This is a genomic window from Paracoccus aerodenitrificans (genome assembly GCF_027913215.1).
Lineage (GTDB): Bacteria > Pseudomonadota > Alphaproteobacteria > Rhodobacterales > Rhodobacteraceae > Paracoccus > Paracoccus aerodenitrificans.
This window is the reverse complement of sequence record NZ_CP115784.1, coordinates 1,857,638-1,883,636: the sequence shown is the minus strand read 5'-3', so window position 1 is coordinate 1,883,636 and position 25,999 is coordinate 1,857,638. Positions and strand designations below refer to the sequence as shown.

Annotated in this window: 22 protein-coding genes and 1 tRNA gene; 11 read left to right on the top strand and 12 right to left on the bottom strand. The window is 61.9% G+C overall.

The features are described from left to right. Window positions 1-11 precede the first annotated feature (11 nt). Window positions 12-959, bottom strand: a complete 948-nt coding sequence (ubiA, locus tag PAE61_RS10625) for a 4-hydroxybenzoate octaprenyltransferase (protein WP_271112366.1) — start codon at window positions 957-959, stop codon at window positions 12-14. Between the two features lie 11 nt (window positions 960-970). On the opposite strand from ubiA, the gene PAE61_RS10620 reads away from it, so the two are divergent. From PAE61_RS10620 to PAE61_RS10605, 4 genes are all read left to right on the top strand, one after another. Continuing rightward, window positions 971-1,687, top strand: coding sequence for a 16S rRNA (uracil(1498)-N(3))-methyltransferase (locus tag PAE61_RS10620; RefSeq protein ID WP_271112365.1), 717 nt, complete (start codon window positions 971-973; stop codon window positions 1,685-1,687). A 231-nt stretch (window positions 1,688-1,918) separates the two neighbouring features. Next, window positions 1,919-2,104 carry a DUF1127 domain-containing protein gene (locus tag PAE61_RS10615; RefSeq protein WP_271112364.1) on the top strand — a complete coding sequence of 62 codons (186 nt, stop codon included), beginning with the start codon at window positions 1,919-1,921 and terminating at the stop codon, window positions 2,102-2,104. A 216-nt stretch (window positions 2,105-2,320) separates the two neighbouring features. Continuing rightward, window positions 2,321-2,902: a peptide-methionine (S)-S-oxide reductase MsrA gene (gene msrA, locus PAE61_RS10610; protein WP_271112363.1), complete on the top strand. Its 582-nt coding sequence runs from the start codon at window positions 2,321-2,323 to the stop codon at window positions 2,900-2,902. Then, entirely contained in the window at window positions 2,902-3,771 is an 870-nt protein-coding gene (locus PAE61_RS10605; protein ID WP_271112362.1) for a 50S ribosomal protein L11 methyltransferase, read from the top strand. Before msrA ends, PAE61_RS10605 begins: the two co-directional genes overlap by 1 nt. Before the next feature lie 15 nt (window positions 3,772-3,786). Here the strand turns inward: PAE61_RS10605 and PAE61_RS10600 are convergent, their stop codons facing one another. The 3 genes from PAE61_RS10600 to clpS are packed head-to-tail and all read right to left on the bottom strand — an operon-like array spanning window position 3,787 to window position 5,891. Next, the gene (locus PAE61_RS10600) at window positions 3,787-4,590 is read right to left on the bottom strand and encodes an SDR family NAD(P)-dependent oxidoreductase (RefSeq protein WP_271112361.1); all 804 of its coding nucleotides are present in this window, start codon (window positions 4,588-4,590) and stop codon (window positions 3,787-3,789) included. Beyond that, on the bottom strand, window positions 4,587-5,570 hold the full coding sequence (locus PAE61_RS10595; protein WP_271112360.1) for a class I SAM-dependent methyltransferase: 984 nt from the start codon (window positions 5,568-5,570) through the stop codon (window positions 4,587-4,589). The genes PAE61_RS10600 and PAE61_RS10595 overlap by 4 nt, the downstream gene beginning before the upstream one ends. 3 nt (window positions 5,571-5,573) lie before the next feature. Continuing rightward, complete coding sequence (gene clpS, locus PAE61_RS10590) at window positions 5,574-5,891, bottom strand: ATP-dependent Clp protease adapter ClpS (RefSeq protein WP_271112359.1); 318 nt, start codon at window positions 5,889-5,891, stop codon at window positions 5,574-5,576. A 235-nt stretch (window positions 5,892-6,126) separates the two neighbouring features. On the opposite strand from clpS, the gene PAE61_RS10585 reads away from it, so the two are divergent. Then, window positions 6,127-7,755: a D-alanyl-D-alanine carboxypeptidase family protein gene (locus PAE61_RS10585; protein ID WP_271112358.1), complete on the top strand. Its 1,629-nt coding sequence runs from the start codon at window positions 6,127-6,129 to the stop codon at window positions 7,753-7,755. 59 nt (window positions 7,756-7,814) lie between these two features. Here the strand turns inward: PAE61_RS10585 and PAE61_RS10580 are convergent. Then, window positions 7,815-7,890, bottom strand: a tRNA-Ile gene (locus PAE61_RS10580). Between the two features lie 198 nt (window positions 7,891-8,088). Here PAE61_RS10580 and purM point away from each other — a divergent pair. The 6 genes from purM (at window position 8,089) to PAE61_RS10550 (ending at window position 13,989) form a co-directional block, all read left to right on the top strand. Next, on the top strand, window positions 8,089-9,135 hold the full coding sequence (gene purM / locus PAE61_RS10575; protein WP_271112357.1) for a phosphoribosylformylglycinamidine cyclo-ligase: 1,047 nt from the start codon (window positions 8,089-8,091) through the stop codon (window positions 9,133-9,135). Next, a complete protein-coding gene (gene purN, locus PAE61_RS10570; protein WP_271112356.1) occupies window positions 9,132-9,719 on the top strand; it encodes a phosphoribosylglycinamide formyltransferase in 588 nt (195 codons plus the stop codon). Before purM ends, purN begins: the two co-directional genes overlap by 4 nt. Before the next feature lie 72 nt (window positions 9,720-9,791). Next, window positions 9,792-10,550, top strand: coding sequence for a (Fe-S)-binding protein (locus PAE61_RS10565; protein ID WP_271112355.1), 759 nt, complete (start codon window positions 9,792-9,794; stop codon window positions 10,548-10,550). Further along, on the top strand, window positions 10,547-11,968 hold the full coding sequence (locus PAE61_RS10560) for a LutB/LldF family L-lactate oxidation iron-sulfur protein (protein WP_271112354.1): 1,422 nt from the start codon (window positions 10,547-10,549) through the stop codon (window positions 11,966-11,968). The genes PAE61_RS10565 and PAE61_RS10560 overlap by 4 nt, the downstream gene beginning before the upstream one ends. Continuing rightward, window positions 11,965-12,624 (top strand): LutC/YkgG family protein, encoded by a 660-nt coding sequence (locus PAE61_RS10555; RefSeq protein ID WP_271112353.1) that lies wholly within the window; start codon window positions 11,965-11,967, stop codon window positions 12,622-12,624. Before PAE61_RS10560 ends, PAE61_RS10555 begins: the two co-directional genes overlap by 4 nt. Before the next feature lie 150 nt (window positions 12,625-12,774). Next, a complete protein-coding gene (locus PAE61_RS10550) occupies window positions 12,775-13,989 on the top strand; it encodes an NAD-dependent epimerase/dehydratase family protein (RefSeq protein ID WP_271112352.1) in 1,215 nt (404 codons plus the stop codon). A gap of 59 nt (window positions 13,990-14,048) precedes the next feature. Here the strand turns inward: PAE61_RS10550 and PAE61_RS10545 are convergent, their stop codons facing one another. The 7 genes from PAE61_RS10545 to PAE61_RS10515 are packed head-to-tail and all read right to left on the bottom strand — an operon-like array spanning window position 14,049 to window position 25,911. Next, on the bottom strand, window positions 14,049-14,705 hold the full coding sequence (locus PAE61_RS10545; protein WP_271112351.1) for a trimeric intracellular cation channel family protein: 657 nt from the start codon (window positions 14,703-14,705) through the stop codon (window positions 14,049-14,051). Window positions 14,706-14,757: 52 nt separating this feature from the next. Beyond that, entirely contained in the window at window positions 14,758-16,389 is a 1,632-nt protein-coding gene (locus tag PAE61_RS10540; protein WP_271112350.1) for an alpha-D-glucose phosphate-specific phosphoglucomutase, read from the bottom strand. Further along, window positions 16,386-18,482 carry a glycogen debranching protein GlgX gene (glgX, locus tag PAE61_RS10535; protein ID WP_271112349.1) on the bottom strand — a complete coding sequence of 699 codons (2,097 nt, stop codon included), beginning with the start codon at window positions 18,480-18,482 and terminating at the stop codon, window positions 16,386-16,388. Before glgX ends, PAE61_RS10540 begins: the two co-directional genes overlap by 4 nt. 7 nt (window positions 18,483-18,489) lie before the next feature. After that, window positions 18,490-19,983: a glycogen synthase GlgA gene (gene glgA, locus PAE61_RS10530; protein WP_271112348.1), complete on the bottom strand. Its 1,494-nt coding sequence runs from the start codon at window positions 19,981-19,983 to the stop codon at window positions 18,490-18,492. Beyond that, window positions 19,980-21,248, bottom strand: a complete 1,269-nt coding sequence (gene glgC, locus PAE61_RS10525; protein WP_271112347.1) for a glucose-1-phosphate adenylyltransferase — start codon at window positions 21,246-21,248, stop codon at window positions 19,980-19,982. The genes glgA and glgC overlap by 4 nt, the downstream gene beginning before the upstream one ends. A 24-nt stretch (window positions 21,249-21,272) precedes the next feature. Next, complete coding sequence (glgB, locus tag PAE61_RS10520) at window positions 21,273-23,516, bottom strand: 1,4-alpha-glucan branching protein GlgB (protein WP_271112346.1); 2,244 nt, start codon at window positions 23,514-23,516, stop codon at window positions 21,273-21,275. Then, entirely contained in the window at window positions 23,473-25,911 is a 2,439-nt protein-coding gene (locus tag PAE61_RS10515; protein WP_271112345.1) for a glycogen/starch/alpha-glucan phosphorylase, read from the bottom strand. Before PAE61_RS10515 ends, glgB begins: the two co-directional genes overlap by 44 nt. Window positions 25,912-25,999: the final 88 nt, after the last annotated feature.

Genomic DNA, 25,999 nt, shown 5'->3' with positions numbered 1-25,999 from the left:
ATCCGCTTCGATCACACAATTCCGGCAATTGCCAGAAAACCGACCAGAATCAGCCCGGTATCCCGATTGGACCGGAACAGCATCAACTGGATATCGGCGTCATCCAGATCCAGCGTCAAAAGCTGCCACACCAGATGCCCGGCGAACCCCGCCAGCCCGGCCATTGCCAGATACCATGAGGCACCCTCGGCGCCGGTCATCCCGATTGCCATTGCAAGCAGCAGAACGGCAAGAATGCCGAAGACGATCAGCCATGTGCGCGTGTTCTCTCCGAACAGCCTTGCGGTGGATTTCACGCCGATCAGCGCGTCATATTCGCGATCCTGATGGGCATAGATCGTGTCGTAGAAGACAGTCCACGCAATCCCGCCGAACCAGGCGATGACCGGGGCCATGTCCAGCTGTCCCCGATGCGCGGCATAGGCCAGCATCACGCCCCAGTTGAAGGCGATGCCCAGAAAGACCTGAGGCCACCATGTGAATCTTTTGGCGAAAGGATAGATCGCCACGGGCAGCAGGCTCAGCACACCCAGCCAGATCGCCGCACCGCCAAGGGTCAGCAGCATGGCCAGCCCGATCAGCGCCTGCGCTCCCATCCAGATCAACGCCCCGCGCACCGTGACCTGTCCCGAGGGGATCGGGCGTTTCCGCGTGCGGTCGACCGAGCCGTCTATGTCCCGGTCGGTGATATCGTTCCATGTGCAGCCCGCTCCGCGCATCGCTACGGCGCCGATGGCGCAGGCAATGGCGATCCACAGATCGAACCATCGTGCCCGGTCTCCCATCATCGCCAGCCCGATCCCCCACCAGCAGGGCAGCAGCAGCAGCCATGTGCCGATGGGCCGGTCGATCCGGCTCAGCCGCAGCCAAGGCCGCCAGGATAAAGGAGCCGTATTGTCCACCCAATTGCCATTGACAGCATCGCGGACAGCATCTGGTATCTGGATCGCCGGTTTCATAGGAACATCCCATGTCGAAGGTCAGGCTGTACATAGATCACCCGCTTGGTCCGGGGCAAGCCGTGCCGCTGGATGGGGCGCAGGCGCATTACCTTTCGGGGGTGATGCGGCTAGCTCCGGGTGCGGTGATCGAGATATTCAATGGCCGGGATGGCGCATGGGACGCCGAAATCACCACAGCGAGCAAGCGCGGCGGAGAACTGGCGCTGCACGGGCAGGTCGCTTCACAGCGCGATCCGCCTGATCTCTGGCTGTTATTTGCCCCGATCAAGAAGGCCCGCACCGATTTCATCGTCGAGAAGGCGACGGAACTTGGCGCGGCACGAATTCTGCCGGTTCAGACCGAGTTCACCAATTCAGAGCGTATCCGGCAGGATCGTTTGCAGGCTCATGCCGTCGAGGCCGCCGAACAATGCGGCGGGACCTATGTTCCCGAGGTGACCTCTCTGACGTCTTTGTCCCGGTTGCTGGATGGCTGGGACGGCGCACGACGGATCCTCTGGGCAGATGAGTCGCTTGCCGGTCCGGCGGACACGCTTTCCGCGCTTCCCCGTGGGAAATGGGCGGTGCTGATCGGCCCCGAGGGCGGTTTTTCGCCTGCGGAACGCAAACGGCTTCGTGACGCTGCGTCCGTTTCTCCGATCAGCCTCGGTCCGCGCATCTTAAGGGCGGATACGGCTGCGGTGGCGGCGCTGACGCTGTTTCAGGCGCATCTTGGCGACTGGTGACGCCGCGTTGCAGCGTTAGCGATCACGAAGGTGTGCGGGGGCGCATGAAGAATGTCGCAATTCCGTTACCGCAAAATCACAAAAATCACAGATAAAACTGTAATTTATGAGCGCAGCGCATAGCGGGTCTGCAGCTTTCGGGGATGGTTGCAGGTGCAGCGTGATCCTATCTTCCGGGCATCAGATGAAGCCGCGCCAATTCCTGGCGCAACAGAAAATGAGGATGCTCAGATGACCACGATGAATATTGACCTGCCGATGATCCGCAACCCCTTCGCCCGCCTGGCCTCAAGCCTGCGCAACCGCGTTCAGCGCATGCAGACCCGCGCCGAGCTGGAGCGCCTGTCGGATCGCGAATTGCACGATATTGGCCTGAACCGCGCCGATATCGATACGGTGGTCAACAGCCTTGCCTGAGCCGTGCGCAACGGCGCAGCCCGACCGAACCCCGGCCCGTCACTGATGCGGCCGGGGTTTTTCTTTGCGCGGGTGCCTGGTTAAGCGGCTTGCCCTCTGGTCTTTCGCGGTCGCGATACCTTAATGAACATGACAAGACTGCGCGAACGCGCTTTGCGGCTTCTGAACCCGTCAGGCCGTCCGGGCGTTACCTGCAGAACGCAATGAGGTGAAAACATGGCCAATCACGCGATTTTCGACCGTCCGATGGATGCGCCGGTGCCGAAGGGCTTTGAGCAGGCGCTGTTCGGGATGGGCTGTTACTGGGGTGTCGAACGTCTGTTCTGGGAACAGGACGGCGTGTGGATGACTCAGGTCGGTTTTTCGGGCGGCTCGGTGCCGAACCCGACCTACCGTCAGGTTTGCGGCGGCGATACCGGCCATGCCGAGGTGGTGCATATCGTCTATGACCCGGCGCGGATCAGCTATGAGCATCTGCTGAAGCTGTTCTGGGAAAACCACGATCCGACTCAGGGCAACCGTCAGGGCAATGATGTGGGCGATCAGTATCGCTCGGTCATCATGTATTACACTGACACGCAGCGTGCGCAGGCCGAGGCGTCGAAAACCGATTACGACAACCGTCTGGCCGTGGCCGGAAAGAAGAAGATCACCACCGAGATCCTGCCGGTCAGCGAATTCTACCCCGCGCAGGAGATCGAGCATCAACAATATCTGCACAAAGTGCCGAACGGCTATTGCAATATGCGCGGCACCGGGGTTGAGGCCGCGATGCCTGAAGGACATGAGCTTCCCTGATGCCGACCTGGACCGCGCTGACGCATATTTCGGGCCGCGATGCGGCTGATACTCTGGCCGAACTTTGCGACGATCTGACCCCCGAGCCTGTCGGGTCGGGTGTGTTCGAGATCGAGGACGGCTCGGATCGTTGGGAGGTCGGGGTGTATTTCACCGAGGCTCCCGACGAAATCGGCCTTGCCTTGCTGGCGGCGGCGCAGGGGGCTAACCCTTTCGTGGTCAGCGAATTGCCCGAGGTGGACTGGGTGGCGCATGTCCGGCGCGAGCTGACCCCGGTCGAGGCGGGGCGGTTCTTCGTTTATGGCAGCCATGATGCCGACAAGGTCCCGGATGCGGCAGAGCCTCTACTGATCGAGGCGGCGATGGCGTTCGGGACCGGCCATCACGGCACGACGAAGGGCTGTCTTGAGGCGCTGGATCGTCTGGTCGAAAGCGGCTGGCAACCCCGGCGGGTGGCCGATATCGGCTGCGGCACCGCGGTGCTGGCGATGGCGGCGGCGCGGGTCTGGCCGGGAACGATCCTCGCCTCGGATATAGATCCGGTTGCGGTCGATGTGGCGGCGGCGAATGTGATCGCAAATGGGCTGGACGGGCGCGTCGTCTGCGTGCAGGCGGTCGGTTTCGATCAACCCTTGCTGGACGAGGCCGCACCTTTCGATCTGGTCTTCGCCAATATCCTGAAACAGCCTCTGATCGATCTTGCCCCCGATATGGCCAGCCATGTGGCCCATCAGGGCAGGGCTATCCTGTCGGGGCTGCTGACGACTCAGGCGGATGAGGTCGTGGCCGCCTATGATTCTGCCGGGTTCGTTCTGGAACGGCGCGACGATCTGGGTGAGTGGTCGACTCTTGTCGTGCAGCGCCGCTGAGACGGGCAGGGCGGCTTAGAACATCGCCGCCTGAACCGGGTCCAGCAGGCTGCGCCCGCCATCGACATTGATGATCTGCCCGGTGACAAAGCCCGCCCCGTCGCTGACCAGATAGAGCACCGCATCCGCAAGCTCTTCCGATTCCGCGATCCGTCCCATCGGTGTGCCGCGAATGATGCCATCGCGCATCTCGGGGTTTTCCTTCAGCGCCGCTTTCAGCTCTGCCGTCATGACCGAGCCGAACGCGACCGAGTTCACCCGGATGCGATAGGGCGCAAGCGCCAGAGCCAGAGCCCGGGTCGCCTGATCCTGCGCGGCGGATGCAATGGAATAGGCCAGTAATTCCGGATGCGGTCGCTGCGCGGCCAGTGTGGTCAGGTTGACGATGGCACCGTTGATCGCGGCGCCTTCCTCTCCTTCGGCCTGAGAAATCATCCGCTTTGCCACGATCTGCGACATGCGCAGACCTGCCAGCAGGTTCTGGCGCAGCATCGTTTCCAGCGCCGTATCCGAGGTATCCAGCGGATCGCTTGCCTTCACAAGACGATGCGCATTCACAAGGATATCGACCTTGTCATATGCGTCGATTGTCGCGGAAAGCAGATTGGCCATCGACAGACGCTGCGACATATCGGCCGAGAACCGCCGTGCGCGGGGATCGTCCTCGAACCTCGCCATTTCCTGTTCCAGTGCGGCTTCGTCGGAATCTGCGAACATGACATTTGCGCCATGCTCGAAAAGCTGGCGGGCGACGGCCAGACCGATTCCGCGACCGGCTCCGGTGACGATTGCGGTCTTGCCTTCGACGGAATTGCTCATTGCGATCTCCTCTGGCGGGCGCGCGTCGCGGTCAGGACCTTGAAGCGGTTATCGCCACCGATCTCCTCGAACTCGGCGAAATGCCGGTCAAGTTCGTTTTCATAGGGCAAATGGCGGTTCGCGACCATCCAAAGCCGCCCCGCGCCGGTCAAAAGCCCCGACGCGGCGCGGATGAAGGCCTGACCCAGACCGGGATCGGCGTCACGCCCCTGATGAAAAGGCGGGTTCATGATGACACCATTCACCGGGTCCGGCAGGCGGAAATTACGGGCATCCGCCCAGTGGAAGACTGCGCGTGTATCGGTCACATTACGCCGCGCATAATCCAGCGCGGTGTGGTCCGCCTCGACCAGATGCAGCGTATCGACGCCCGGATGTTGCAGGATCTGAGCCGAGAGCCAGCCCCAGCCTGCGCCCAGTTCCACGATCCGGGTCGGCAGACGCTCGGGCAGGGCGGCGGCCAGGGCAGCCGAGCCGGGATCGACGGATTCGGCGGAAAACACCCCGGCACAGGCGGAAAAACCCGGCGCAGGGGACGTTTCGCTTCCCGCCCAATCCGCCGGAACCGCCGAGGGATCGTCGATCCGGGCGATCTTCCCATGTGCTTTCGAGTGGATTTCAGACAGGCCGGAAAAGCCCCTGATCTCTTTGATGATGGCTTCGATCCCATCCGTTTTCTGGCCGTCCAGCCATAGAACGCCATTTGCGGCAAGGTGCTGCGCCGCCGTCGAGATCCGCGCCCGGGCCGCCGCACGGGCACGGGGAAGTGTAACCAGAATTGTGTCGAAACTGCCCTCAGCCGCGGCCGAGACCTGAAAGCCCCGCGCCTTCAGTGCGGCGTGATGATGCGCCTGACTCTCGACGATGCTTGTGCGGTCGGGACCGAAGGCGGACAGATCTTCGGCCCCGTCAGCACCGATGATCAGCGTCGATCCGGTCGCGCCACCGGGAAAGGCCAGTTCCAGCCGTGCTGCACGCATGGGCTATTCTTTTTCCATAGTGCATTGCAGCGGGTGCTGATGCCGCCGCGCAAGCTCCATCACCTGCGCGACCTTGGTTTCCGCGATCTCATGAGAGAAAACGCCGACAACCGCGACGCCCCTGCGATGGACAGTCAGCATGATTTCAATGGCTTGCGCATGAGTCATCGAAAAAAGCCGTTCAAGCACATGAACGACGAACTCCATCGGTGTGAAGTCGTCATTCAGCAGCAACACCTTGTACATGGGCGGTCGCTGAGTCTTGGAACGAGGCTTGACGGCGAGATCCGTGTCCTCGCGCTTACCGGGATCCTGGGGCATATGTGTCAATGATCGGCTGGGTTGTGGTCAGGGCTGCAAATATAGGTGTATTTCGCCATAATGAAACCCCGCCCGCCAGAATTGCGGAAGCGTGGGACCGGGGCGTCCGGGATGGATTGCTGAAAAATGCATAAAATGCACGGTTCCGTGAGTGTTTTTGTTGTGCTAGTATGAAAAAATTAACGACGGCCTATCAAAATAAACAGGCCGCATTCAGGCAGAAGAGATCGAGACAGTGACCAGATTCCGCACGTTATTCCGCGCAGGATTGCTGACGTTATTCGCGTTCCTGATTCCCCTTGCCGCCAGCGCCGCGCCTTTCGCGGCCTTCGTCATGGATGGGCGAACCGGCAAGCAGATCCACGCCCAGAACGCGGATACGCGTCTGCATCCGGCATCCCTGACCAAGATGATGACGCTTTACATGGCGTTCACCGCGATTGAGCGTGGTCAGGTGCGGCTGGATACCAAGTTCACGGTATCTACAAAGGCCGCGAATGAGGTCCCCTCCCGTCTCGGACTTCGCGCCGGGCAGCAGATTGAACTGCGCTATCTGATCAGGGCGGCGGCGGTAAAATCCGCGAATGACGCGGCGACCGCAATCGGGGAAAACCTCGCCGGTTCGGAAAGCCAGTTCGCCGCGCAGATGACGGCGATGGCGCAGGCTCTGGGAATGCGGAACACGCAGTTCCGAAATGCCAACGGGCTGACACAGTCGGGGCATTTTTCGACCGCCCGCGACATGTCGATCCTCGGGCGGCGGCTGTTCTATGATTTCCCGCAATATTATTCGATCTTCTCGCGCCAGTCAGCGGATGCCGGTATCGCCACCGTGCGGGCGACCAACCGCGCTTTTCTCAGCAATTATCCCGGCGCGGACGGGATCAAAAGCGGCTACACGCGCGCGGCAGGGTTCAACCTGACCGCCTCGGCGCATCGCGGGTCCAAGAGGATTATTGCAACCGTTTTCGGAGGCACCTCGACCGCGCAGCGAAATGCCACCATCGCGAAATTGCTGGATATGGGCTTCGGACGGGTGCCGACACGCGTTCGCGAAATCAAGCCGGAACCCCCGCAATATATCGTTGCCCGCAAATCCAGCCGCCGGGTTGCCTCTGCTCCGACCGCGTCTCAGCCGCCGGTCGCGCGTCCGGCTTCGCTGAAAACCCAGCCGGCTGCCTCTGCATCGGTTGCGTCGAAAAGCCTGAACGCTGCGCTGAATACTGCGATGGCACAGGCCGCAGCGGCAGCGCCGCCAAAGCCTGAAGCGCCAGCCAGGCAGGCATCAGCCAGCCTCTCCAACAGTGCGCGTCCGATACCCAAACCGTCGCGCAGCACTACTGCATCAGCCACGGATGGTGCCGTGAAAGCCGCACTGGCTGAAAGTAGTGGTGCGGCGGCTGCCGCTCTAACAGTATCGGCCCGGCCGGTGCGTGCTCCGGGTCGCGATTCAGCATCGGCCAGCGTGGCCGCCGCGAGCACTGCAAGTGCCGCCGTACAAGCCGATCTGTCGCTTGAGGCGTCTCCCAAACCGCAGCGCCGTTCCGAGACCATTGTGGCGGGGCAGGGAACCGGCGGCGGACCAGAGCCGAAGCCGACCGAGAAAATCGCCCGCGCCTCCTCCTCTGGCGGGCAGGTTTGGGGGATCTCCCTTGGCCGCTTCAGGACGCGTGAGCAGGCGAATGAGCGTCTGATCCAGGTCGCGATGCAGGAAAACGAACTTCTGCAGGACGGGCTTCGCCATATCAGGGAATCCTCGAAGGGGTATGAGGCCACGCTGGTCGGTCTGTCCCAGTCCGACGCAACCGGAACCTGCGCGAAGCTGGCACAGCAGAATTACCGCTGCGACGTGACCTCGCCCTGATATTACGCTGAAAGCGAAGATCTGACAGCCGTGCAGAAATGCGCGGCTGTTTTTTATTTTGGTAGGCCCGGAGGGACTTGAACCCCCAACCAAGGCGTTATGAGCGCCCTGCTCTGACCATTGAGCTACAGGCCCAGCCGATGATCGCGACCTAAGTAATTTGAGGCGGCGGGCAGGTCAAGCACAGGTGATGCTCATCCGCTTCATGCTCTGCTGGCGAACGCGGCAGCCGACCTGAAAAGCTGCAATTGCGCCATCCCGCCAGTCATCGCTGCATTGCCCGTGCCTCATCCGTGCTGTATCGGACTGCCAGAATTGACGAAAGGGGATCCGATGGCTCAGGGGAAGAACGGTCTGTCTTACGCCGAGGCAGGTGTGGATATTGATGCGGGCAATGAGCTGGTGGAGCGCATCAAGCCTGCCGCGGCCTCTACGAAACGGCCCGGTGTCATGGCCGGGCTTGGGGGGTTCGGGGCGCTGTTCGATCTGAAGGCCGCGGGGTACACTGATCCTGTGCTGGTTGCTGCCACCGATGGTGTCGGCACCAAGCTGCGCATCGGGATCGATACCGGAGAGCTGGACGGTCTTGGTATCGATCTTGTCGCGATGTGCGTCAATGATCTGGTCTGTCAGGGGGCCGAGCCGCTGTTCTTTCTGGATTACTTCGCGACCGGGAAACTCTCCGTCGATGAGGCGGCGCGTGTGGTGACCGGGATTGCGAAAGGGTGCGAGGCTTCGGGCTGCGCTCTGATCGGCGGTGAGACGGCGGAAATGCCGGGCATGTATCACGATGGAGATTTCGATCTTGCAGGCTTCGCGGTAGGCGCGATGGAGCGTGGGGCGGAACTGCCGAAACATGTCGCGGCAGGGGATGTGCTGTTGGGTCTGGCATCGGATGGTGTGCATTCCAACGGTTTCTCTCTGGTCCGGCGGGTCGCCGAGGCGGCGGGTCTTGGCTGGGGCGATGCGTCCCCGTTCTCGGAGGGGACGCTTGGGCAGGCGCTGCTGGTGCCGACGCGGCTCTATGTGAAGCCCGCATTGCAGGCGATCCGTCAGGGCGGAGTGCACGGGCTGGCGCATATCACCGGAGGCGGGCTGACCGAGAATCTGCCGCGCATCCTGCCGGATGGTCTCGGCGCCGATATCGATCTGTCGGCGTGGAAACTGCCTCCGGTCTTCCGCTGGCTGGCCGAGGCGGGCGGTATCGTGCCCGCCGAGATGCTGAAGACGTTCAATTGCGGCATCGGTATGGTTCTTGTCGTAGATGCGGCGCAGGCGGATGCGCTGTCCGCTCTGCTTGGCGGGGCCGGTGAAACGGTTGTCACTCTTGGTCATGTGGCTGAGGGGCAGGGGGTGCGCTATCACGGCGAGCTGGCGTGAAGCGCGTTGTCATTCTGATTTCCGGCGGCGGGTCGAACATGGTTCGGCTGGCCGAATCGATGGTCGGAGACCACCCGGCGCGGCCTGTGCTTGTCGGCGCGAATGATCCCACGGCCGGAGGTCTGGAAAAGGCTGCTTCGATGGGAATTGAGACCTTCTCGGTCGATCATCGTCCTTTTGGAAAGGACCGCGCAGGGTTCGAGGCTCAGCTTGCCCTTCATCTGGACAAGGCAGAGCCGGATATCATCGCGCTTGCCGGGTTCATGCGCATTCTGACCCCGGATTTCGTGCGCCGCTATGCCGGGCGGATGTTGAATATCCATCCCTCGCTGCTGCCGAAATATCCCGGGCTGCACACCCATGCCCGCGCCATCGCGGCGGGCGATGCCGAGGCCGGGGCGACGGTGCATGAGGTCACTGCCGATCTGGACGCCGGCCCGATCCTTGGACAGGCGCGGGTTCCAATCCTGCCCGATGACGATGCGGACCGGCTCGCGGCGCGTGTGCTGACGCAGGAGCATATGCTGTATCCTGCCGTTTTGCGCCGCTTTGCCGCAGATAACAGGTCTCCGCTTTATATGTGACGGCCCGGACGGGGGCAGTTGATCCATGCGGCGGATTGCGGCAGTCTTTACGGATCAAGCCCAAGGTGCCAGATGACGACCTCCCCCCGAGTTGGCCTGTTCGTGACCTGTCTGGTCGATGCCATGCGGCCGCAGATCGGGTTTGCGACGATCCGGCTGCTGGAACAGGCAGGCTGCAGGGTCGAGGTTCCGCGCAGGCAAAGCTGCTGCGGTCAGCCCGGCAGTAACAGTGGAGACCGGCGCAGCGCTTTCCGAATTGCGAAGACTGTCATCGCGGCATTCGAGGGGTATGATTATCTTGTGGCTCCCTCAGGCTCCTGTGTCGGACAGATCCGTTCCTACCCGTCGCTGCTCAGCGATCCGGACTGGAACGGACGTGCTGAGGATCTGGCCCGGAAGTCTTTTGAAATCATCGGTTTTTTGCATGATGTGATGGGGTGGCATCCCGAAGGCATTCGTCTGGACGCGACGGCGACCTATCATGACAGTTGCTCGGGCCTGCGTGAGTTGGGGATTGAGGAACAGCCACGTGCTCTGCTTGCGGAGATAGAGGGGCTGAAGATGCGGCCTCTGGACGGTGCGAATGTCTGCTGCGGTTTCGGGGGGACATTCTGTGTGAAATATCCCGAAATCTCGACGGCGATCCTGTCAGAGAAAACCGGGAATATTCGTCAGACCGGGGCCGATCTGCTGCTTGCGGGGGATCTGGGCTGCCTGATGAATATAGCCGGTCGCCTGCATCGCGAAGGGGCGGCGACACGTTGCTTTCATACGGCTGAGGTGCTGGCAGGTATGGCTGACGGTCCCGCCATCGGAGAGAGCGGGACATGACTGCCGCGCAGATCCGGCAAGGCTTCAGACAGCGTGCAACGACGGCGCTGAATGACGCCAATCTCAAGGTCGCGATAAACCGGACGACCGGCACGGCGGAAACCAAACGCGCGGCTTCGGTCGGTGATTTTCCCGAATTTCAGGCTGCGCGGGACCGGGCGGCGGCGATCAAGGATCATGTGATCGCCAATCTGGATCACTATCTTGCCGAGTTCGAACGAAACGCAATTGCGGCAGGGGCGCATATTCACTGGGTGCGCGGTGCCTCCGAGGCGGCTTCCATCGTCACCCGGATCTGCAAGGATGCGGGTGCGAAACGTGTCACGCGGTCGAAATCCATGCTCGGCGAGGAAATCGGTCTGCCGCATGCCCTGGACGATGCGGGGATCGAGCGGGTCGAGACGGATCTGGCCGAACATATCATCCAGCTTGCCGGAGAGCGGCCAAGCCATATCATCTGGCCCGCCATGCACCGCACCCGGGAAGATGTCGCGGTTCTGTTTCAGAAAGATCACCACCCGCCGCCAGTGGCGGGTGATGCGGCTTCGATGGTGGCCTCGGCCCGCAATGTGCTGCGCGGGAAGTTTCTGTCGGCGGATGTGGGGATCTCGGGTGCGAATTTTCTTGTCGCGGATACCGGCGCGACCTGCACCGTCACCAATGAGGGCAATGCCGAACTCTCGACCACGCCTCCGCGCGTTCATATCGTGACCGCAGGCATCGAAAAGCTGGTGCCCTCGACCGATCACGCTATGGCGTTGCTGAGGGTGCTGGTCCGTTCCGCCACTGGCGGAGAGGTGACGCAGTATACGACCTTCCATTGCGGGCCGAAGCGGCAGGGCGATGCGGACGGTCCCGAGGAAATGCATATCGTGCTGGTCGATAACGGACGCTCGCGGATGCTTGGGGATGAGTTCCGCACCATGCTGCGCTGCATCCGTTGCGGCGCCTGCATGAATCACTGTGTCGTGTATCGCCAGATCGGCGGTCATGCCTATGGCGGGACCTATCCCGGACCGATGGGGGCGGTGCTGACGCCGGTTCTGGACGGGCTTGCGAAAAGCCGGGACCTGCCTTTCGCCTGCACGCTGAACGGACGCTGCGAGGAGGTTTGTCCGGTCAGAATACCGCTCAAGACGCTGCTGAAAGCGTGGCGTTTCAGATCATGGGACAGCCAGCAAGAGGTCGGCGCGATGCGCTTTGGCCTTGGGCTCTGGGGTTTTGCCGCCAGACGGCCCCGGCTGTATCGCTTTGGAACGCGCATCGCACTGCCCCTGATGCGGCTGTTCGGGCGGGACGGATGGATCATAAGGATGCCTTTCGACAAAGGCTGGACGCAGACGCGCGATCTGCCCCGTCCTGCATCGCGCAGCTTCATGTCGCAGCACCGGAAATACGGCAATAAAGGCCCGGAATGACGGCGCGTGACGACATCTTCCGGGCAATCAGCCAAGGCCTGACACGCGGGCAAGGCGGGGCTGTGCGCAAGCGCTCACTGGGTGAGATCAGGGCAGAGGCCGCCGCGCTTCTGCATCATCCCGATGAGATCCGGCCCGCGCTTTCCGGGCAGGACCCGGTTGCCGCCTTCATCGCGAAATGCGCGATGCCTGCGCTTGGGGTGAGTTTGGCGCGTGTTCCTGACGTGGCAGGGCTGGCTTCGGCTGTGGCGGAGTATCTGAAGCAGCATGATCTGCCGAATTCTGTCGCCATCACGCCCGATCCGCTTCTTGCCGGTCTGGATCGGGGCGGCATCGAGACCCATCCCGATTGCGCCCCGGACGAAGCCGTCGCGATCAGCGTTGCGGATTGGGCGGTGGCGGAAACCGGCTCGGTCGTGATCCATTCTTCCGCGACGCAGCCGATCCTGCATGCTATGCTGCCCCGGCACTGGCTGGTGGTGGTGAAGGAAGCCCGCATCCTGCCCTTTCTGGATGACTATGCAACTTATGCCGCGCTGCGGCCCCGAAATGCCGTGATGATCACCGGATCTTCTGGAACAACCGATATCGAGGGGTATTTCGTGCGCGGCGCTCATGGTCCGGGATTTGTCCATGTGTTGCTGGTAAGCACATGAAATCACCGCAGAGCGGCGCATTCCCGCGCTGTCGCAGCGGCGTCACATAACTGTCTTGCAGCGATGATAGGCGGCCTTTACTGATCGGTGCCATTATGGCACCTGCGCCATCCCGGAAGGGGCGGCAAGAAAGGTAAGGAAAGGCTTCTCATGCGCATTGCGGTTCTTGGCGGCGACGGATTTGTCGGCTGGCCGACCTCGCTTCATCTCTCCAATCTGGGGCATGACGTTCATATTGTGGACAATCTGTCACGCCGCTGGATCGACACCGAACTGGGCGTACAATCCCTCACCCCGATGGATTCGATTCAGGAACGCTGCCGGATCTGGAAGCAGGAAAGCGGGAACCAGATCCATTTTCATCTGCTGGATCTGGCCAAGGAATTCGAGCGTCTCAAGAAATGGCTGGCCGAATACAAACCCGACGCCATCATCCATTTCGCCGAGCAACGCGCCGCGCCCTATTCGATGAAAACCGACCGGCACAAGGTCTATACGGTCGATAACAACGTCAACGCGACGCATAACCTGCTGGCGGCGATGGTGGAAACCGGCATCGATGCGCATCTGGTGCATCTGGGTACGATGGGGGTCTATGGGTATTCCTCAGTCGGGGCACCGATCCCGGAAGGCTATCTGGATATTGAGATCGACACGCCCAATGGCAAGAAACAGCAGCAGGTGCTGTATCCGACCCGGCCCGGTTCGGTCTATCACATGACCAAATCGCTGGATCAGATCATGTTCCAGTTCTTCGCCCAGAATGACGGGCTGCGGATCACCGATCTGCATCAGGGCATCGTCTGGGGGACGCATACCGACCAGACGCGGCGGCATGAGCAGTTGATCAACCGGTTCGACTATGACGGCGATTACGGCACGGTGCTGAACCGGTTCCTGATTCAGGCGGCGATCGGCTATCCGCTGACCGTACATGGCACAGGCGGGCAGACACGGGCTTTCATCCATATTCAGGATTGCGTGCGCTGTATCGAACTGGCTCTGAACGATGCGCCGGCGGCGGGCGAACGGGTGAAGATCTTCAACCAGATGACCGAAACCCACCGCGTGCGCGATCTGGCGGCGATGGTGGCTCGTCTGGCGGGGGCAAAGGTGATGAACCTGCCCAACCCGCGCAAGGAAGCCGCCGAGAACGATCTGATCGTGAAGAATGATCAGTTCCTGGCGCTTGGCCTGAACCCGATCACGCTGGAGGACGGGTTGCTGTCCGAGGTCGTCGATGTGGCGAAGAAATACCAGCACCGCATCGACCGTTCCCGCGTGCCTGCCGTGTCCGCATGGACCAAAGAGATCGCCGCTCAGGTCGATCACGACCCCGAGTCGCATGCAGAGCGTCAGGGGTAAATCCCGATAACTGACCCTGCCCGGAGCAAGCTGCCGATGCAGTTCCGGGCAGGGTCCGCTCAGCCGCGTGTGCGCGGCGGTCTCGGTTTATAGGCAGGCAGGGACCAACCCCAGATCAGCGTTCCGGCACGCAGCAGAAACACGGTCAGCCCGCCTCCGGTCAGCGCGGCTGAGCGGGGCAGACCCAGCCAGACAAGAAGCAGCGCCGCCACCGCGCCTCCGAAGGTGCAGGTGAGATACAGCTCGCTTCCCTTGAGGATCAGCGGCACTTCATTGCCCACGACATCGCGCATCAGCCCGCCCATCGTGCCGGTGATGACGCCGGCAATCACCACGATAACCGGGCCGAACCCGCCCACCAGAGCAACGCCGACACCTGCCGGAACAGCAACGGCAAGCGCAATAGCATCCAGCCAGAGCAGCCAGCGATAGCGGCTTTCAAGAAGATGCGCGGTCCAGAACACAAGGAAGGCTGCCGCAGCTGCGATAATGATAAGCTCGGGCTGAGCCACCCAGAAAACCGGATCGCGTCCCAGAACCAGATCCCGCAACGTCCCACCGCCGACAGCGGTCAGCGAGGCCATGAAGATGAACCCTATGATATCAAGCTGCGCCCGGCTGGCGACAAGCGCCCCGGTCAGGGCGAAGACCAGAACCGATCCATAATCGAGCGCCCAGATATAGGTGCCGAGCGTGTTCAGCATGTCAGGGTTCATTCATGTCTCCCGTCGCGGCGTGATGGGTGCGGCTGCGATTTGACCGTCCCTGTCAGGTGGTCACATCGGGTTTGTCACGGTCGGTATGCTGACGGATCTGCGCGATCTCCTCGGCAGCCTGAATGACCGGCAGCAAAGCCTCATCGACGCTCATATCAAGGCGACCATCGGCGGGTTGATAGCGTTCCAGATAGACCCGCAGCGTCGCGCCCTCCGTTCCTGTCCCCGAAAGCCGCATCACGATGCGCGACCCATCGGTGAAGCTGATCCGGATGCCCTGATGCTTCGATACGGATTCGTCGATCGGGTCGTGATAGGCGAAATCATCGGCGGCCTCGACGGTCAGCCCGGCGCATTCCTGACCGGGCAGATCGTTCAGCATGGCGCGAAGCCGCTCGATCAGGGCGTTTGCCTTGTCAGAGGGAACGGCCTCATAATCGTGGCGCGAGTAATAATTGCGGCCATATTCCGACCAGTGATCCTGAAGGATCTGCTGAACGGATTGCTTGCGGGCCGCCAGAATATTCAGCCAGAGCAGCACCGCCCAAAGCCCGTCCTTTTCGCGGACATGATCCGAGCCGGTCCCCGCCGATTCCTCACCGCAGAGCGTGACGCGCCCCGCATCGAGAAGATTACCGAAGAATTTCCACCCGGTCGGGGTCTCATAGCTTCCGATCCCGGCCTTTTTCGCGACCAGATCGGCAGCGCGAGAGGTCGGCATTGACCGCGCCACCCCGGAAAGACCGGCAGCATAGCCGGGCGCGTGATGCGCATTGGCGGCCAGAACGGCCAAGCTGTCGGAAGGCGTGACATAGATCCCGCGGCCAAGGATCATGTTGCGGTCGCCATCGCCGTCGGATGCCGCGCCGAAATCCGGGGCGTCCTTGGCCATCATGACATCCATCAGATCCTTCGCCCAGACCGGGTTCGGATCGGGATGCCCGCCGCCGAAATCGGGCAGGGGGGTCGCGTTGACGACGCTGTCCCTGGCCGCGCCGAGACGGTTTTGCAGAATCTCGGTGGCATAGGGGCCGGTCACGGCATGCATCGCGTCAAATCGCAGCGTAAACCCGGAGGACAGCAGATCCCGGATCGCGCCGAAATCGAAAAGCTGCTCCATCAGCGTGGCATAGTCCGCGACCGGATCGACGATATCGATCTCCATCCCGCCAAGCGTGGCCGTGCCGATGCGGGACAGGTCGATATCCTGCCCCTCGAAGATGCGGTATTCGGTGATGTCCTGCGTGCGTACGAAAATCCTGTCAGTGACGGATTCGGGTGCCGGACCGCCATTCGCGCCATTGAATTTCAGCCCGAAATCTTCATTTTCGCCGCCCGGATTATGGCTGGCTGACATGATAAAGCCGCCATCCGCAGCTCTTTTGCGGATCAGGTTCGAGGCGGCAGGCGTCGACAGCAAGGCATTGCGCCCCACGATCATCTTCGCGGCACCGCCTGCGGCGCACATCCGCAGAATGACCTGCGCCGCGCGGTCGTTGAAGTAACGGCCATCGCCGCCCAGCACCAGCGTTTTGCCCTGCACCCCGCCAATCGCATCGATGATCGACTGCACGAAATTCTCCAGAAAATGCGGCTGCATGAAGATCCGGGTCTTCTTGCGCAGGCCCGATGTGCCGGGCTTCTGGCCTTCGATAGGGGTGGTCTGGACGGTAATGACACTCATGCGGGGTCTCCCTCTGGCATGAAAACGGCAATGGAATTGGCGGCGACCTGTGCGGAGGGGCCGGATTCGTGGCGATCCTGCGCGAATGGGGCGTCGGTGTCGAGAACCCGCATCCAGACGCGGCCCTCCGGGTCGGGCAGTTGCATGCGGGCCGGGTCTTCGCTGCCATTGACCACGATAAAGGCGACCTCATCGCGCCAGGCATCGCGGCCCGGCATGTCGCTTGCCATGCGCAGTTCCAGCCCCAATGTCCTCAGCGTGGGATTCTGCCAGTCGGCATCTGTCGGCTCGGCTCCGTCGGGAAGATGCCAGACAAGATCGCGTTTCCCATCCGGCAGATCCGATGAGTGCAGAAAACGGCGCTGATGCAGGACCGGATGGGCATGGCGCAGGGCGGTCAGCCTTGCGGTGAAGGATGCAAGCGCGTCATCGGCATTCTCCCAGCCGATCCAGCCGATCCGGTTATCCTGACAATAGGCGTTATTGTTGCCGTCCTGACTATTGGCGATTTCGTCGCCGCCAAGCAGCATCGGCGTTCCCTGAGACAGCATCAGCGTCGCCAGCATATTGCGGCGGCGTCTGGCGCGGGCCTGATTGATGGCGTCGTCGCCGGTCGGCCCCTCATGTCCCATATTATCTGAGAGGTTGTCGTTATGGCCGTCGCGATTTCCCTCGTGATTGGCCTCGTTATGCTTCCGGTCATAGGCGGTCAGATCGGCCAGTGTGAAACCGTCATGAGCGGTCACGAAATTGATACTGGCCTGAGGGGCGCGTCCGCTGTGGTCGAAGATCGGGGCAGAGCCGGTCATCCGCTCGGCCAGTTGCGCGATATTGCCGTCGCCGCGCCAGAAGCCCCGAGCCGTATCGCGGAAGCGGTCATTCCATTCAAGAAAAGGCGGCGGAAATGCGCCAAGCTGATAGCCTCCGGGACCGACATCCCAAGGTTCGGCGATCAGGCGGATATTCGCCAGAACCGGATCCTGCCGCAGCGCCGTCAGAAAGCGCCCCTCCCGCGCAAAACCGCCCGGCTCGCGTCCCAGAACCGTGGCCAGATCAAAGCGGAACCCGTCCACGCCCATGATCTCGACCCAGTAGCGCAGCGAATCCAGCACCATGCGGATCACCATCGGATGAGTGCAGTTCAGTGTGTTTCCGGTGCCGGTATCGTTGATGTAGAAGCGCGGATTATCCGGCATCAGCCGGTAATAGCTGGCATTGTCCAGCCCGCGAAAGGACAGGGTCGGCCCCAACTCGTTTCCCTCGGCGGTGTGGTTATAAACCACGTCGATCACGACTTCGATCCCGGCATTATGCAGGCGGGCAACCATGTCGCGGAACTCTGCCGGGTCGCCCTTTGCGGTGTAATCCGCCTCGGGCGCGAAAAAGGCCATCGTGTTATAGCCCCAGTAATTGCTGAGGCTCTGACGCAGCAGGAACGCCTCATCGGCATGGGCCTGCACCGGCAGAAGCTCCAGCGTGGTGATCCCGAGCCGCTGGAGATGCGAGATCACCGCATCCGAGGCAAGCCCCGAAAACTTCCCCTGCTGCGTCTGTGCCACGGCGGGGTTGGCGGCGGTCATGCCTTTCGGATGCGCCTCATAGAGGATCACCCGGTCGCGCGGGGTGCGGCGGCCACGGGGCAGGGGCGGCTGGTCCGGGGTTACGACGCATTTCGGCATGAACGGCGCTGAATCCCGCTCATCGACCGAGAGATCCGCCTGCGCCGCGTTGCTGACATACCCTAGAAGCGCATCGTCATGGATTAGCCGCCCTGACAGGCGCCGCGCATAAGGGTCCAGCAGCAGCTTTGCCGGGTTGAAGCGATGCCCCTGTTCCGGCGCGAAAGGCCCATAGGTGCGCAGCCCGTATAACGCGCCCTCTGGCAGGCTGGGGATGAACCCGTTCCAGATATCGCCCAACCGGTCGGGAAGGGTCAGGCGCTGCAATTCGCGCTGTCCGTCGGGGGAGAACAGGCAGATCTCGATCCGCTCGGCATTGGCGGAAAATACAGCGAAGTTCACCCCGCCATTGATGGGATGCGCCCCCAGCCGGTCGGAACTGCCGGAGGTGATCCTATAGTCGGTTTCAGTCATGTATCTGTCAGCCTGTGGTCAGCCTGTCATAGAGCGCCGCATAGTTGCGGGCCGAGGCATCCCATCCGACAGGATGAGCCATCGCCCGGCGGACCATTCGCTGCCAGATTGCCGACTGATCGTAAAGGGCTGAAGCGCGTCGAAGTGCCAGCGACAGCGCATCGGCGGTGACCGGCGCGAATTGAAGCCCGGTCGCCACGCCTGCCCGCAGCGCCGCGTCATTGGCGTCGATGACCGTATCCGCCAGCCCGCCCGTCCGCGCCACAAGTGGCAGCGTCCCATAGGCCAGACCGTATATCTGCGTCAGCCCGCAAGGCTCGAAGCGCGACGGGACAAGCACCACGTCTCCGCCTGCGAACATGCGATGCGAGAGCGCCTCATCATAGCCGATTCTGACCGCGACCCGGCCCGGATGCGCTTTTGCCGCACGCAGGAAACCGTCCTGCAGATCCGGCTCACCCGAGCCAAGGACCGCCAGTTGTCCGCCTCTGGCGACAAGGCCCGGAATGGTCTCCAGCAGAAGATCCAGACCTTTCTGGCGGGTCAGGCGGCTGACCACGATGAAAAGCGGGCCGCCCTCGGGGTCCAGCCCGAATTCCGTGCGCAAGGACGCGGCCGAGAGGGTTTTGCCCTCCATATCACCGGCGCTGTATCGGGCGGGGATCTGGTCGTCGATGGCGGGATTCCAGACCGCATCGTCTATCCCGTTCAGGATGCCCGACAATACATCCGCCCGTCCGCGTATCACCCCTTCCAGACCGAAGCCGAATTCCGGCGTGGTCAGCTCGGCGGCATAGCTTGGCGATACGGTGGTGATGGCATCGGCATGGATCAGCCCGGCCTTGAGGGCGCTGATCTGGCCCCAATACTCGTAACCGTCGGGTGTGAACCCCTCGGGCGGCAGGCGCAGCGCTTCAAGCTGGCTGGCGGGCGCGATGCCCTGAAAGGCGATATTGTGGATGGTCATGACCGAAGGGACGGAACCCCGTGTCCAAAGCGGGGCAAAGCCGGACTGCCAGTCATGGCAATGCAGCAGATCGGGTCGCCAGCCATCGCTTAGCCCGTCCTTGGCGATCCGGGCAGCGGCCCAGCTTAACGCGGCGAAGCGGGCCGGATTGTCGGGCCAGTCCTCGCCGCTCGGTGTGCCGTAAATACCGCCCTCGCGGTCGAAAAGATGCGGCGCGTCCAGCAGCAGAATGTCCAGATCGCCCACCATGCCCGCAAGCATCTGCGCCGGGCCGCCGAACAGATCCGCATCGGACCAGACCTGCCGAGCATCGCTCAGCTTTGCCGACAAGCCGGGATAGGCGGGCAGAAGCGTCCGCAAACGCCAGCCAAGAGGGGCGAGCGCAGCAGGCAATGCGCCGACCACATCCGCAAGCCCTCCGGTCTTGATCAGCGGCGCAGCTTCCGAGGCGACCGACAGGACATTGCCACTGGCAGGCCTTGCCCGGTCGCGAGGCGAAACCGGTTTCCGGTCGGGATTCGCGGCAGCGCTCATTGCCCTGCCGCCCGCCGGTCCAGCATATCCTGCGTAATCAGCGTCACTCCGCTATCGGTTACGCGGAACCATTTCGCATCCTCGTCACGATCCTCTCCGACGACCAGACCTTCGGGGATATCGGCGCCGCGATCTATCACCACATCTTTCAGCCTGACATGCCGTCCGATATTCACATAGGGCATCGCCACGACCGACCGCAGCGTGGAATAGCTGTTCGCCTTCACCCCGGTAAACAGCAGCGAGTTGCGGACCTCGGAACCAGAGATAATGCAGCCCCCGGACACCATCGAACTGACTGCATGGCCGCGCCTGTCCTCATCGTCATGGATGAATTTGGCGGGCGGGGTGATCTCGCCATAGGTCCAGATCGGCCAGTCGCGGTCATACAGATCCAACTCGGGCGAGAAATCCGTCAGGTCGATATTGGCCTGCCAGAACGCGTCGATCGTGCCGACATCGCGCCAATAGGCCGGTGCGTCGGAAGAGCTGCGGACACAGCTTTCGGTAAAGCGATGCGCGACGGCCTTGCCGTTCTTTACGATCTGGGGGATCAGGTCATGGCCGAAATCATGGCTGGAATTCGGATCGGCGGCGTCTTTCCGCAACAGTTCGCGCAGAAATTTCCAGTCGAACACATAAATCCCCATCGACGCCAGCGTCGAATCCGGATCGTCGGGCATGCCCGGCGGGTCGGCGGGCTTTTCCAGAAACGAGACGATGCGCCCCTCGGCATCGACATCCATGACCCCGAAGGCGGACGCCTCGCTGCGCGGGACGGTCAGACAGCCGACCGTCACATCGGCGCCGCTGTCGACATGCTGTCGCAGCATCAGCTCGTAATCCATTTTGTAGATATGGTCCCCGGCCAGAACGACCAGAAAATCCACATCGTAGCTGTCGATGATATGGATATTCTGCGCGACGGCATCGGCCGTGCCGCGATACCAGTTTTCCTCATCCATCTGCTGCGAGGCGGGCAGGATATCCAGAAACTCATTGCGCTCGGACCGGAAGAAGGACCAGCCCCGGTTCAGGTGCCGGATCAGGCTGTGTGCCTTGTATTGCGTCGCAACGGCCATCTTGCGGATGCCGGAATTCAGCGCGTTGGACAGGGCGAAGTCGATGATGCGGGACTTGCCGCCGAAATAGACGGCGGGCTTCGCGCGGCGGTCAGTCAGTTCCTTCAGGCGCGATCCGCGCCCTCCGGCCAGGACATAGGCCATTGCACGCGATGAGAGACGGTTGGGACGGTGCAGTGTCATGGGTCTCCTCCCCACTTGTTAAGGTCAGACAGCTTCGTAGATCAGGACCGAAAGAGGCGGCAGGTCGATCATCGCGGACTGATCATAGCCCTGATATTCCTCGCCATCCGCCGTGACGATCTGCGCGGTTTGCATATTCGACCCGCCATAGACCCCGGCATCGCTGTTCAGCCGCAACCGCCACTTGCCGTCGCGCGGCAAGCCAAGCGTCCAACCGTGGCGTGGCACCGGGGTGAAATTGCAGATCACGACGACAGGCACGTCGCCATCCTCTCCGTAACGTGCATAGGCGAGAACGGATTCCGCCGCTGCACCGCCCTCGATCCAGCCGAAGCCTTCGGTCTGTGCGTCGCGCTTATGCAGGGCGGGCAGGTCCCGGTATATCCGGTTCAGATCGCGGATCAGCGATTGCACGCCCTTATGTCTGGGGTCTTCCAGCAAATGCCAGTCCAGCGACGAGTCATGGTTCCACTCGCGCCGCTGTGCGAATTCGCATCCCATGAACAGCAGCTTCTTGCCCGGATGGGTCCACATGAACCCGTAATAGGCACGCAAATTTGCGAATTTCTGCCAGTCATCTCCCGGCATCTTGTCCAGCATCGAGCCCTTGCCGTGCACCACCTCGTCATGGCTGATCGGCAGGATGAAATTCTCTGAAAACGCGTAGACCAGACCGAATGTAAGCTGGTTGTGATGGTGACTGCGATGCACAGGTTCGTGCCGGATATAGCTGAGCGTATCGTTCATCCAGCCCATATTCCATTTGAAACCGAAACCCAGCCCGCCCGTATCCGCAGGCCGCGAGACGCCGGGAAAAGAGGTGGATTCCTCGGCCACCGTCATGATCCCCGGCACGGTGCCGTAAGCAACAGTGTTGACCCCGCGCAGGAAATCTATCGCCTCAAGATTTTCGCGCCCGCCGTGGATATTGGGCACCCATTCGCCCTCCTTGCGGGAATAATCCCGGTACAGCATCGAGGCGACCGCATCCACACGCAGCCCGTCAATATGGAACTCTTCCAGCCAGTACAGCGCATTCGCGGTCAGATAGTTGGACACCTCACGCCGGCCGTAATTATAGATCAGCGTATTCCAGTCCTGATGAAACCCCTCGCGAGGGTCGGCATGTTCGTAAAGCGCGGTGCCGTCGAAACGTCCCAGACCATGCGCATCGGTCGGAAAATGCCCCGGCACCCAGTCGAGCAGCACACCGATGCCCGCCTCATGCGCGGTGTCGATCAGGGCGCGGAACTCATCCGGCGTGCCGAAGCGGATGGTCGGCGCATAAAGCCCGATCGGCTGGTAGCCCCAGGATCCGTCGAAGGGAAATTCGGAAACCGGCATCAGCTCCAGATGGGTGAAGCCCATCCCGACGACATATGGGATCAGGTCCCGAGCATGTTCCAGATAAGAAAGCGGGCGATTGCCGTCTTCGGTCACGCGCTTCCAGCTTCCCAAATGCACCTCATAGACCGAGATCGGGGCCGAGATGCTCTGCGCCTTTGCGCGGCGGTCCATCCATGCTGTGTCGCGCCAGTCGTAATTCCCGATTTCGCGCACGACCGAAGCCGTTGCGGGCGGGTGTTCCGCCCCGAACCCGACCGGGTCCGCTTTCTGAGGCATCGGCTCTCCATGTGCGCCGGTGATGGCGAATTTATAGGCCGTGCCGTCGCCGATATTCGGGATGAAGATTTCCCATACGCCGGTCAGACCGCGCCGCCGCATGCCGTGGCGTCGAGCATCCCAGCCATTGAAATCGCCCAGAACCGCGACACGGCGGGCATTCGGCGCCCAGACCGCGAAATGCGTCCCGCTGACACCCTGATGCTTGATGACATGCGCCCCAAGCGCCAGCCAGAGCTGATGATGCGTGCCTTCTCCGATCAGATATTCGTCGATTTGGCCAAGTACCGGGCCGAAGCGATAGGGGTCCTCATATTCCCATTCAGCCTGCCCGTCAGTGCCTTTCAGCAGATAGGGGGTCGGGTCGGGCATGATCCCCGCGAAAAGTCCGGCGATGTCATGAACCGGATCCATCGGATAAACGCCGTGGATTGTCGCGATCGACATCTCGGCGGCACCGTGATCCACCGCCATGACCCGCCAGCCATCACCGGCAGGATGCGGCCCCAGCCAGTGGAACGGCTCGGCATCGCGGCCATCCGCAAGCGCCTGCGCACGGTCACGGGAAATCGGCGGTGGCGCGGTCAGATCGGACTCAGAGTTATCCTGCTGGCTGCCCGGCCCGTTGCCTTGCTGCTTGCTCATCGCTCGCCTCCATATCCCAGACACGACTCATGTAATCACGGATCGAGCGGTCTGACGAGAACCATCCCATGCGGGCGGTGTTCAGCGCTGCCATGCGGTTCCATCCCCTCTGGTCACGGTAAGCGGCATCGATATCGCCTTGCGTCGAGCGGTAATCGGCGAAATCAGAGCAGACCAGATAATCATCCCATTTGCGCAGGATGTCGACGAGTCTGCCATAGCGGTCCCTGTCGCCGCCGAATGTTCCTGCCGCGATCAGTTCGATGGCGCGTGCGAGGGCAGGGGATTCTGCGATGGCCTGCGCGGCATGATCCTGCATGGCACGGCGTTTTTCGACCTCGGCGGTGTTCATGCCGAACAGAAAGAAATTCTCGGCCCCGACCTGTTCGCGGATCTCCACATTGGCCCCGTCCAGCGTGCCGATGGTCAGCGCTCCGTTCATCGACAGTTTCATATTGCCGGTGCCGGATGCCTCTTTCCCGGCGGTTGAGATCTGCTCGGACAGATCCGCCGCCGGGATCAGCCTGACCGCCATCGAGACATTGTAATTCGCCGGATAGGCCACAATCAGTCGGCCCTGCATCGCGGGGTCCTTGTTGACGACAGCGGCGACGTCGTTGATCAGATGCACGATCTCTTTCGCGACGACATAGCCGGGTGCCGCCTTGCCGCCGAATATCTTGACGCGCGGCTGCCAGTCCGCACCGGGATTCTGACGGATCTCATCCCAACGAGAAATGGTCTCCAGCACGTTCAGAAGCTGGCGCTTATATTCATGGATACGCTTGATCTGGACATCGAACAGCGCATCCGGGTCGGGCACGATGCCAAGTCTTTCACCCAGCCAGTTGGACAGTGCTACCTTGTTGCTGCGTTTGGCAGCCGCATAGCGGTCCAGCCATGCGCTGTCATCGGCGGAGGGCTCAAGCCGTTTCAGGCGATCCAGATGATCCACCCATTCCTCATCACCAAGCGTTTCGGTGATCAGCCCGGCAAGGGTGGGATTGGCGGAATAGAGCCATCGGCGCGGGGTCACGCCATTGGTGACATTCACGATCCGGTCGGGATGCAGCCGGTTCAGATCGTGAAAGACGGTCTCTTTCATCAGATCCGTATGCAGCGCCGAGACGCCGTTCACATGGCCCGACTGCATGAAGGCCAGTGTTCCCATGTGAACCTGACCGTGATGGATGGCGGACAGTTCCCACGGGCGCGAGGGGTTTCGGCGTTTATGGTGATCGTCGATGCGCTCGACCAGATCCATATGGCGCGGCAGGATCTTGCGGAATAGCCCCTCGGACCATGTTTCAAGTGCCTCTGGCAGAAGCGTGTGGTTGGTATAGTTCAGCACCCGCACCGCCATGTCGGCGGCGGCGTCGAATTCCTGCCCGAAATCGTCGATCAGAACGCGCACCAGCTCGGCCCCGGCAATGGAGGGATGGGTGTCGTTCATCTGGATAGCGACGCGGTCAGGCAAGGCGGCGATGGATTCGTCGCCCGAGGCGAAGCGGCGCATGATGTCGCGCACCGATGCGGCGGTGAAGAAATATTCCTGCTTCAGCCGAAGTTCTTTCCCGGCCTCGGTCGAGTCGTCGGGATAGAGCACGCGGGTAATGGTCCGGGCCAGAGACTCGGCCGCGCCCGCCGCTACATATTCGCCCCGGTTGAACCGTTCGAGGTCGAATTCCTGCACCGGCTTGCCCGACCACAGGCGCAGCGTATTGGCCCAACGCCCGCGCCAGCCGATGACCGGCATGTCATAGGCCGCCGCGATCACGCTTTCCGCCGGATGCCAGATCTTGCGCGGCCCGTCACCCTCGACCCAGCCGCCGAAGCCGATCTCATAGGCGGCCTCGGGGCGCTCGAATTCCCACGGGTTGCGGGATTTCAGCCAGTTCTCGGCGGTTTCCACCTGCCGCCCGTGATCGAAACGCTGCCGGAACAGCCCGTGTTCATAGCGCAACCCATAGCCATAGGCCGGACACCCCAGAGTCGCCATCGACTCCATGTAACAGGCCGCCAGTCGTCCCAGACCGCCATTGCCAAGCGCGGCTTCGGGCTCGTCATGGATCACCTCGTCATAATCCACGCCAAATCCGTGCAGCGCCTCACGCGCCATGTCGTCCAGCCCCAGATTGACGATGGAATCCTCCAGCAGCCGTCCGATCAGGAACTCCATCGACAGGTAATGCACCCGCTTCAGCTTCCCGTCATAGGTCGCGCGGGTCGAGGCGAACCACGGCTCTACGATCCGGTCGCGCACGGCAAGCGACAAAGCCACCCGCCAGTCATGCACTGAGGCATGCGGCGCATCTTTTCCGATCGAGAAGGTCAGATGGTCGCGGACCGACTGGGCGATATCTTTGGGGGTGGCGCTCATCTCTGGCTGTGTCATCATGGCGTTCCGCGGCTGACTGATGTTAGCGATCTCATTAGGACGGTGACCGGCCGGGTTCAATGGTCTGACTTGTCGGCTGAGAGGG

What these genes read in the sequence shown, in the direction of transcription:
- ubiA (WP_271112366.1), bottom strand. Translation starts at nt 959, where the DNA reads ATGAAACCGGCGATCCAGATACCAGATGCTGTCCGCGATGCTGTCAAT.
- PAE61_RS10620 (WP_271112365.1), top strand. Translation starts at nt 971, where the DNA reads ATGTCGAAGGTCAGGCTGTACATAGATCACCCGCTTGGTCCGGGGCAA.
- PAE61_RS10615 (WP_271112364.1), top strand. Translation starts at nt 1,919, where the DNA reads ATGACCACGATGAATATTGACCTGCCGATGATCCGCAACCCCTTCGCC.
- msrA (WP_271112363.1), top strand. Translation starts at nt 2,321, where the DNA reads ATGGCCAATCACGCGATTTTCGACCGTCCGATGGATGCGCCGGTGCCG.
- PAE61_RS10605 (WP_271112362.1), top strand. Translation starts at nt 2,902, where the DNA reads ATGCCGACCTGGACCGCGCTGACGCATATTTCGGGCCGCGATGCGGCT.
- PAE61_RS10600 (WP_271112361.1), bottom strand. Translation starts at nt 4,590, where the DNA reads ATGAGCAATTCCGTCGAAGGCAAGACCGCAATCGTCACCGGAGCCGGT.
- PAE61_RS10595 (WP_271112360.1), bottom strand. Translation starts at nt 5,570, where the DNA reads ATGCGTGCAGCACGGCTGGAACTGGCCTTTCCCGGTGGCGCGACCGGA.
- clpS (WP_271112359.1), bottom strand. Translation starts at nt 5,891, where the DNA reads ATGCCCCAGGATCCCGGTAAGCGCGAGGACACGGATCTCGCCGTCAAG.
- purM (WP_271112357.1), top strand. Translation starts at nt 8,089, where the DNA reads ATGGCTCAGGGGAAGAACGGTCTGTCTTACGCCGAGGCAGGTGTGGAT.
- PAE61_RS10565 (WP_271112355.1), top strand. Translation starts at nt 9,792, where the DNA reads ATGACGACCTCCCCCCGAGTTGGCCTGTTCGTGACCTGTCTGGTCGAT.
- PAE61_RS10560 (WP_271112354.1), top strand. Translation starts at nt 10,547, where the DNA reads ATGACTGCCGCGCAGATCCGGCAAGGCTTCAGACAGCGTGCAACGACG.
- PAE61_RS10555 (WP_271112353.1), top strand. Translation starts at nt 11,965, where the DNA reads ATGACGGCGCGTGACGACATCTTCCGGGCAATCAGCCAAGGCCTGACA.
- PAE61_RS10550 (WP_271112352.1), top strand. Translation starts at nt 12,775, where the DNA reads ATGCGCATTGCGGTTCTTGGCGGCGACGGATTTGTCGGCTGGCCGACC.
- PAE61_RS10545 (WP_271112351.1), bottom strand. Translation starts at nt 14,705, where the DNA reads ATGAACCCTGACATGCTGAACACGCTCGGCACCTATATCTGGGCGCTC.
- PAE61_RS10540 (WP_271112350.1), bottom strand. Translation starts at nt 16,389, where the DNA reads ATGAGTGTCATTACCGTCCAGACCACCCCTATCGAAGGCCAGAAGCCC.
- glgX (WP_271112349.1), bottom strand. Translation starts at nt 18,482, where the DNA reads ATGACTGAAACCGACTATAGGATCACCTCCGGCAGTTCCGACCGGCTG.
- glgA (WP_271112348.1), bottom strand. Translation starts at nt 19,983, where the DNA reads ATGAGCGCTGCCGCGAATCCCGACCGGAAACCGGTTTCGCCTCGCGAC.
- glgC (WP_271112347.1), bottom strand. Translation starts at nt 21,248, where the DNA reads ATGACACTGCACCGTCCCAACCGTCTCTCATCGCGTGCAATGGCCTAT.
- glgB (WP_271112346.1), bottom strand. Translation starts at nt 23,516, where the DNA reads ATGAGCAAGCAGCAAGGCAACGGGCCGGGCAGCCAGCAGGATAACTCT.
- PAE61_RS10515 (WP_271112345.1), bottom strand. Translation starts at nt 25,911, where the DNA reads ATGACACAGCCAGAGATGAGCGCCACCCCCAAAGATATCGCCCAGTCG.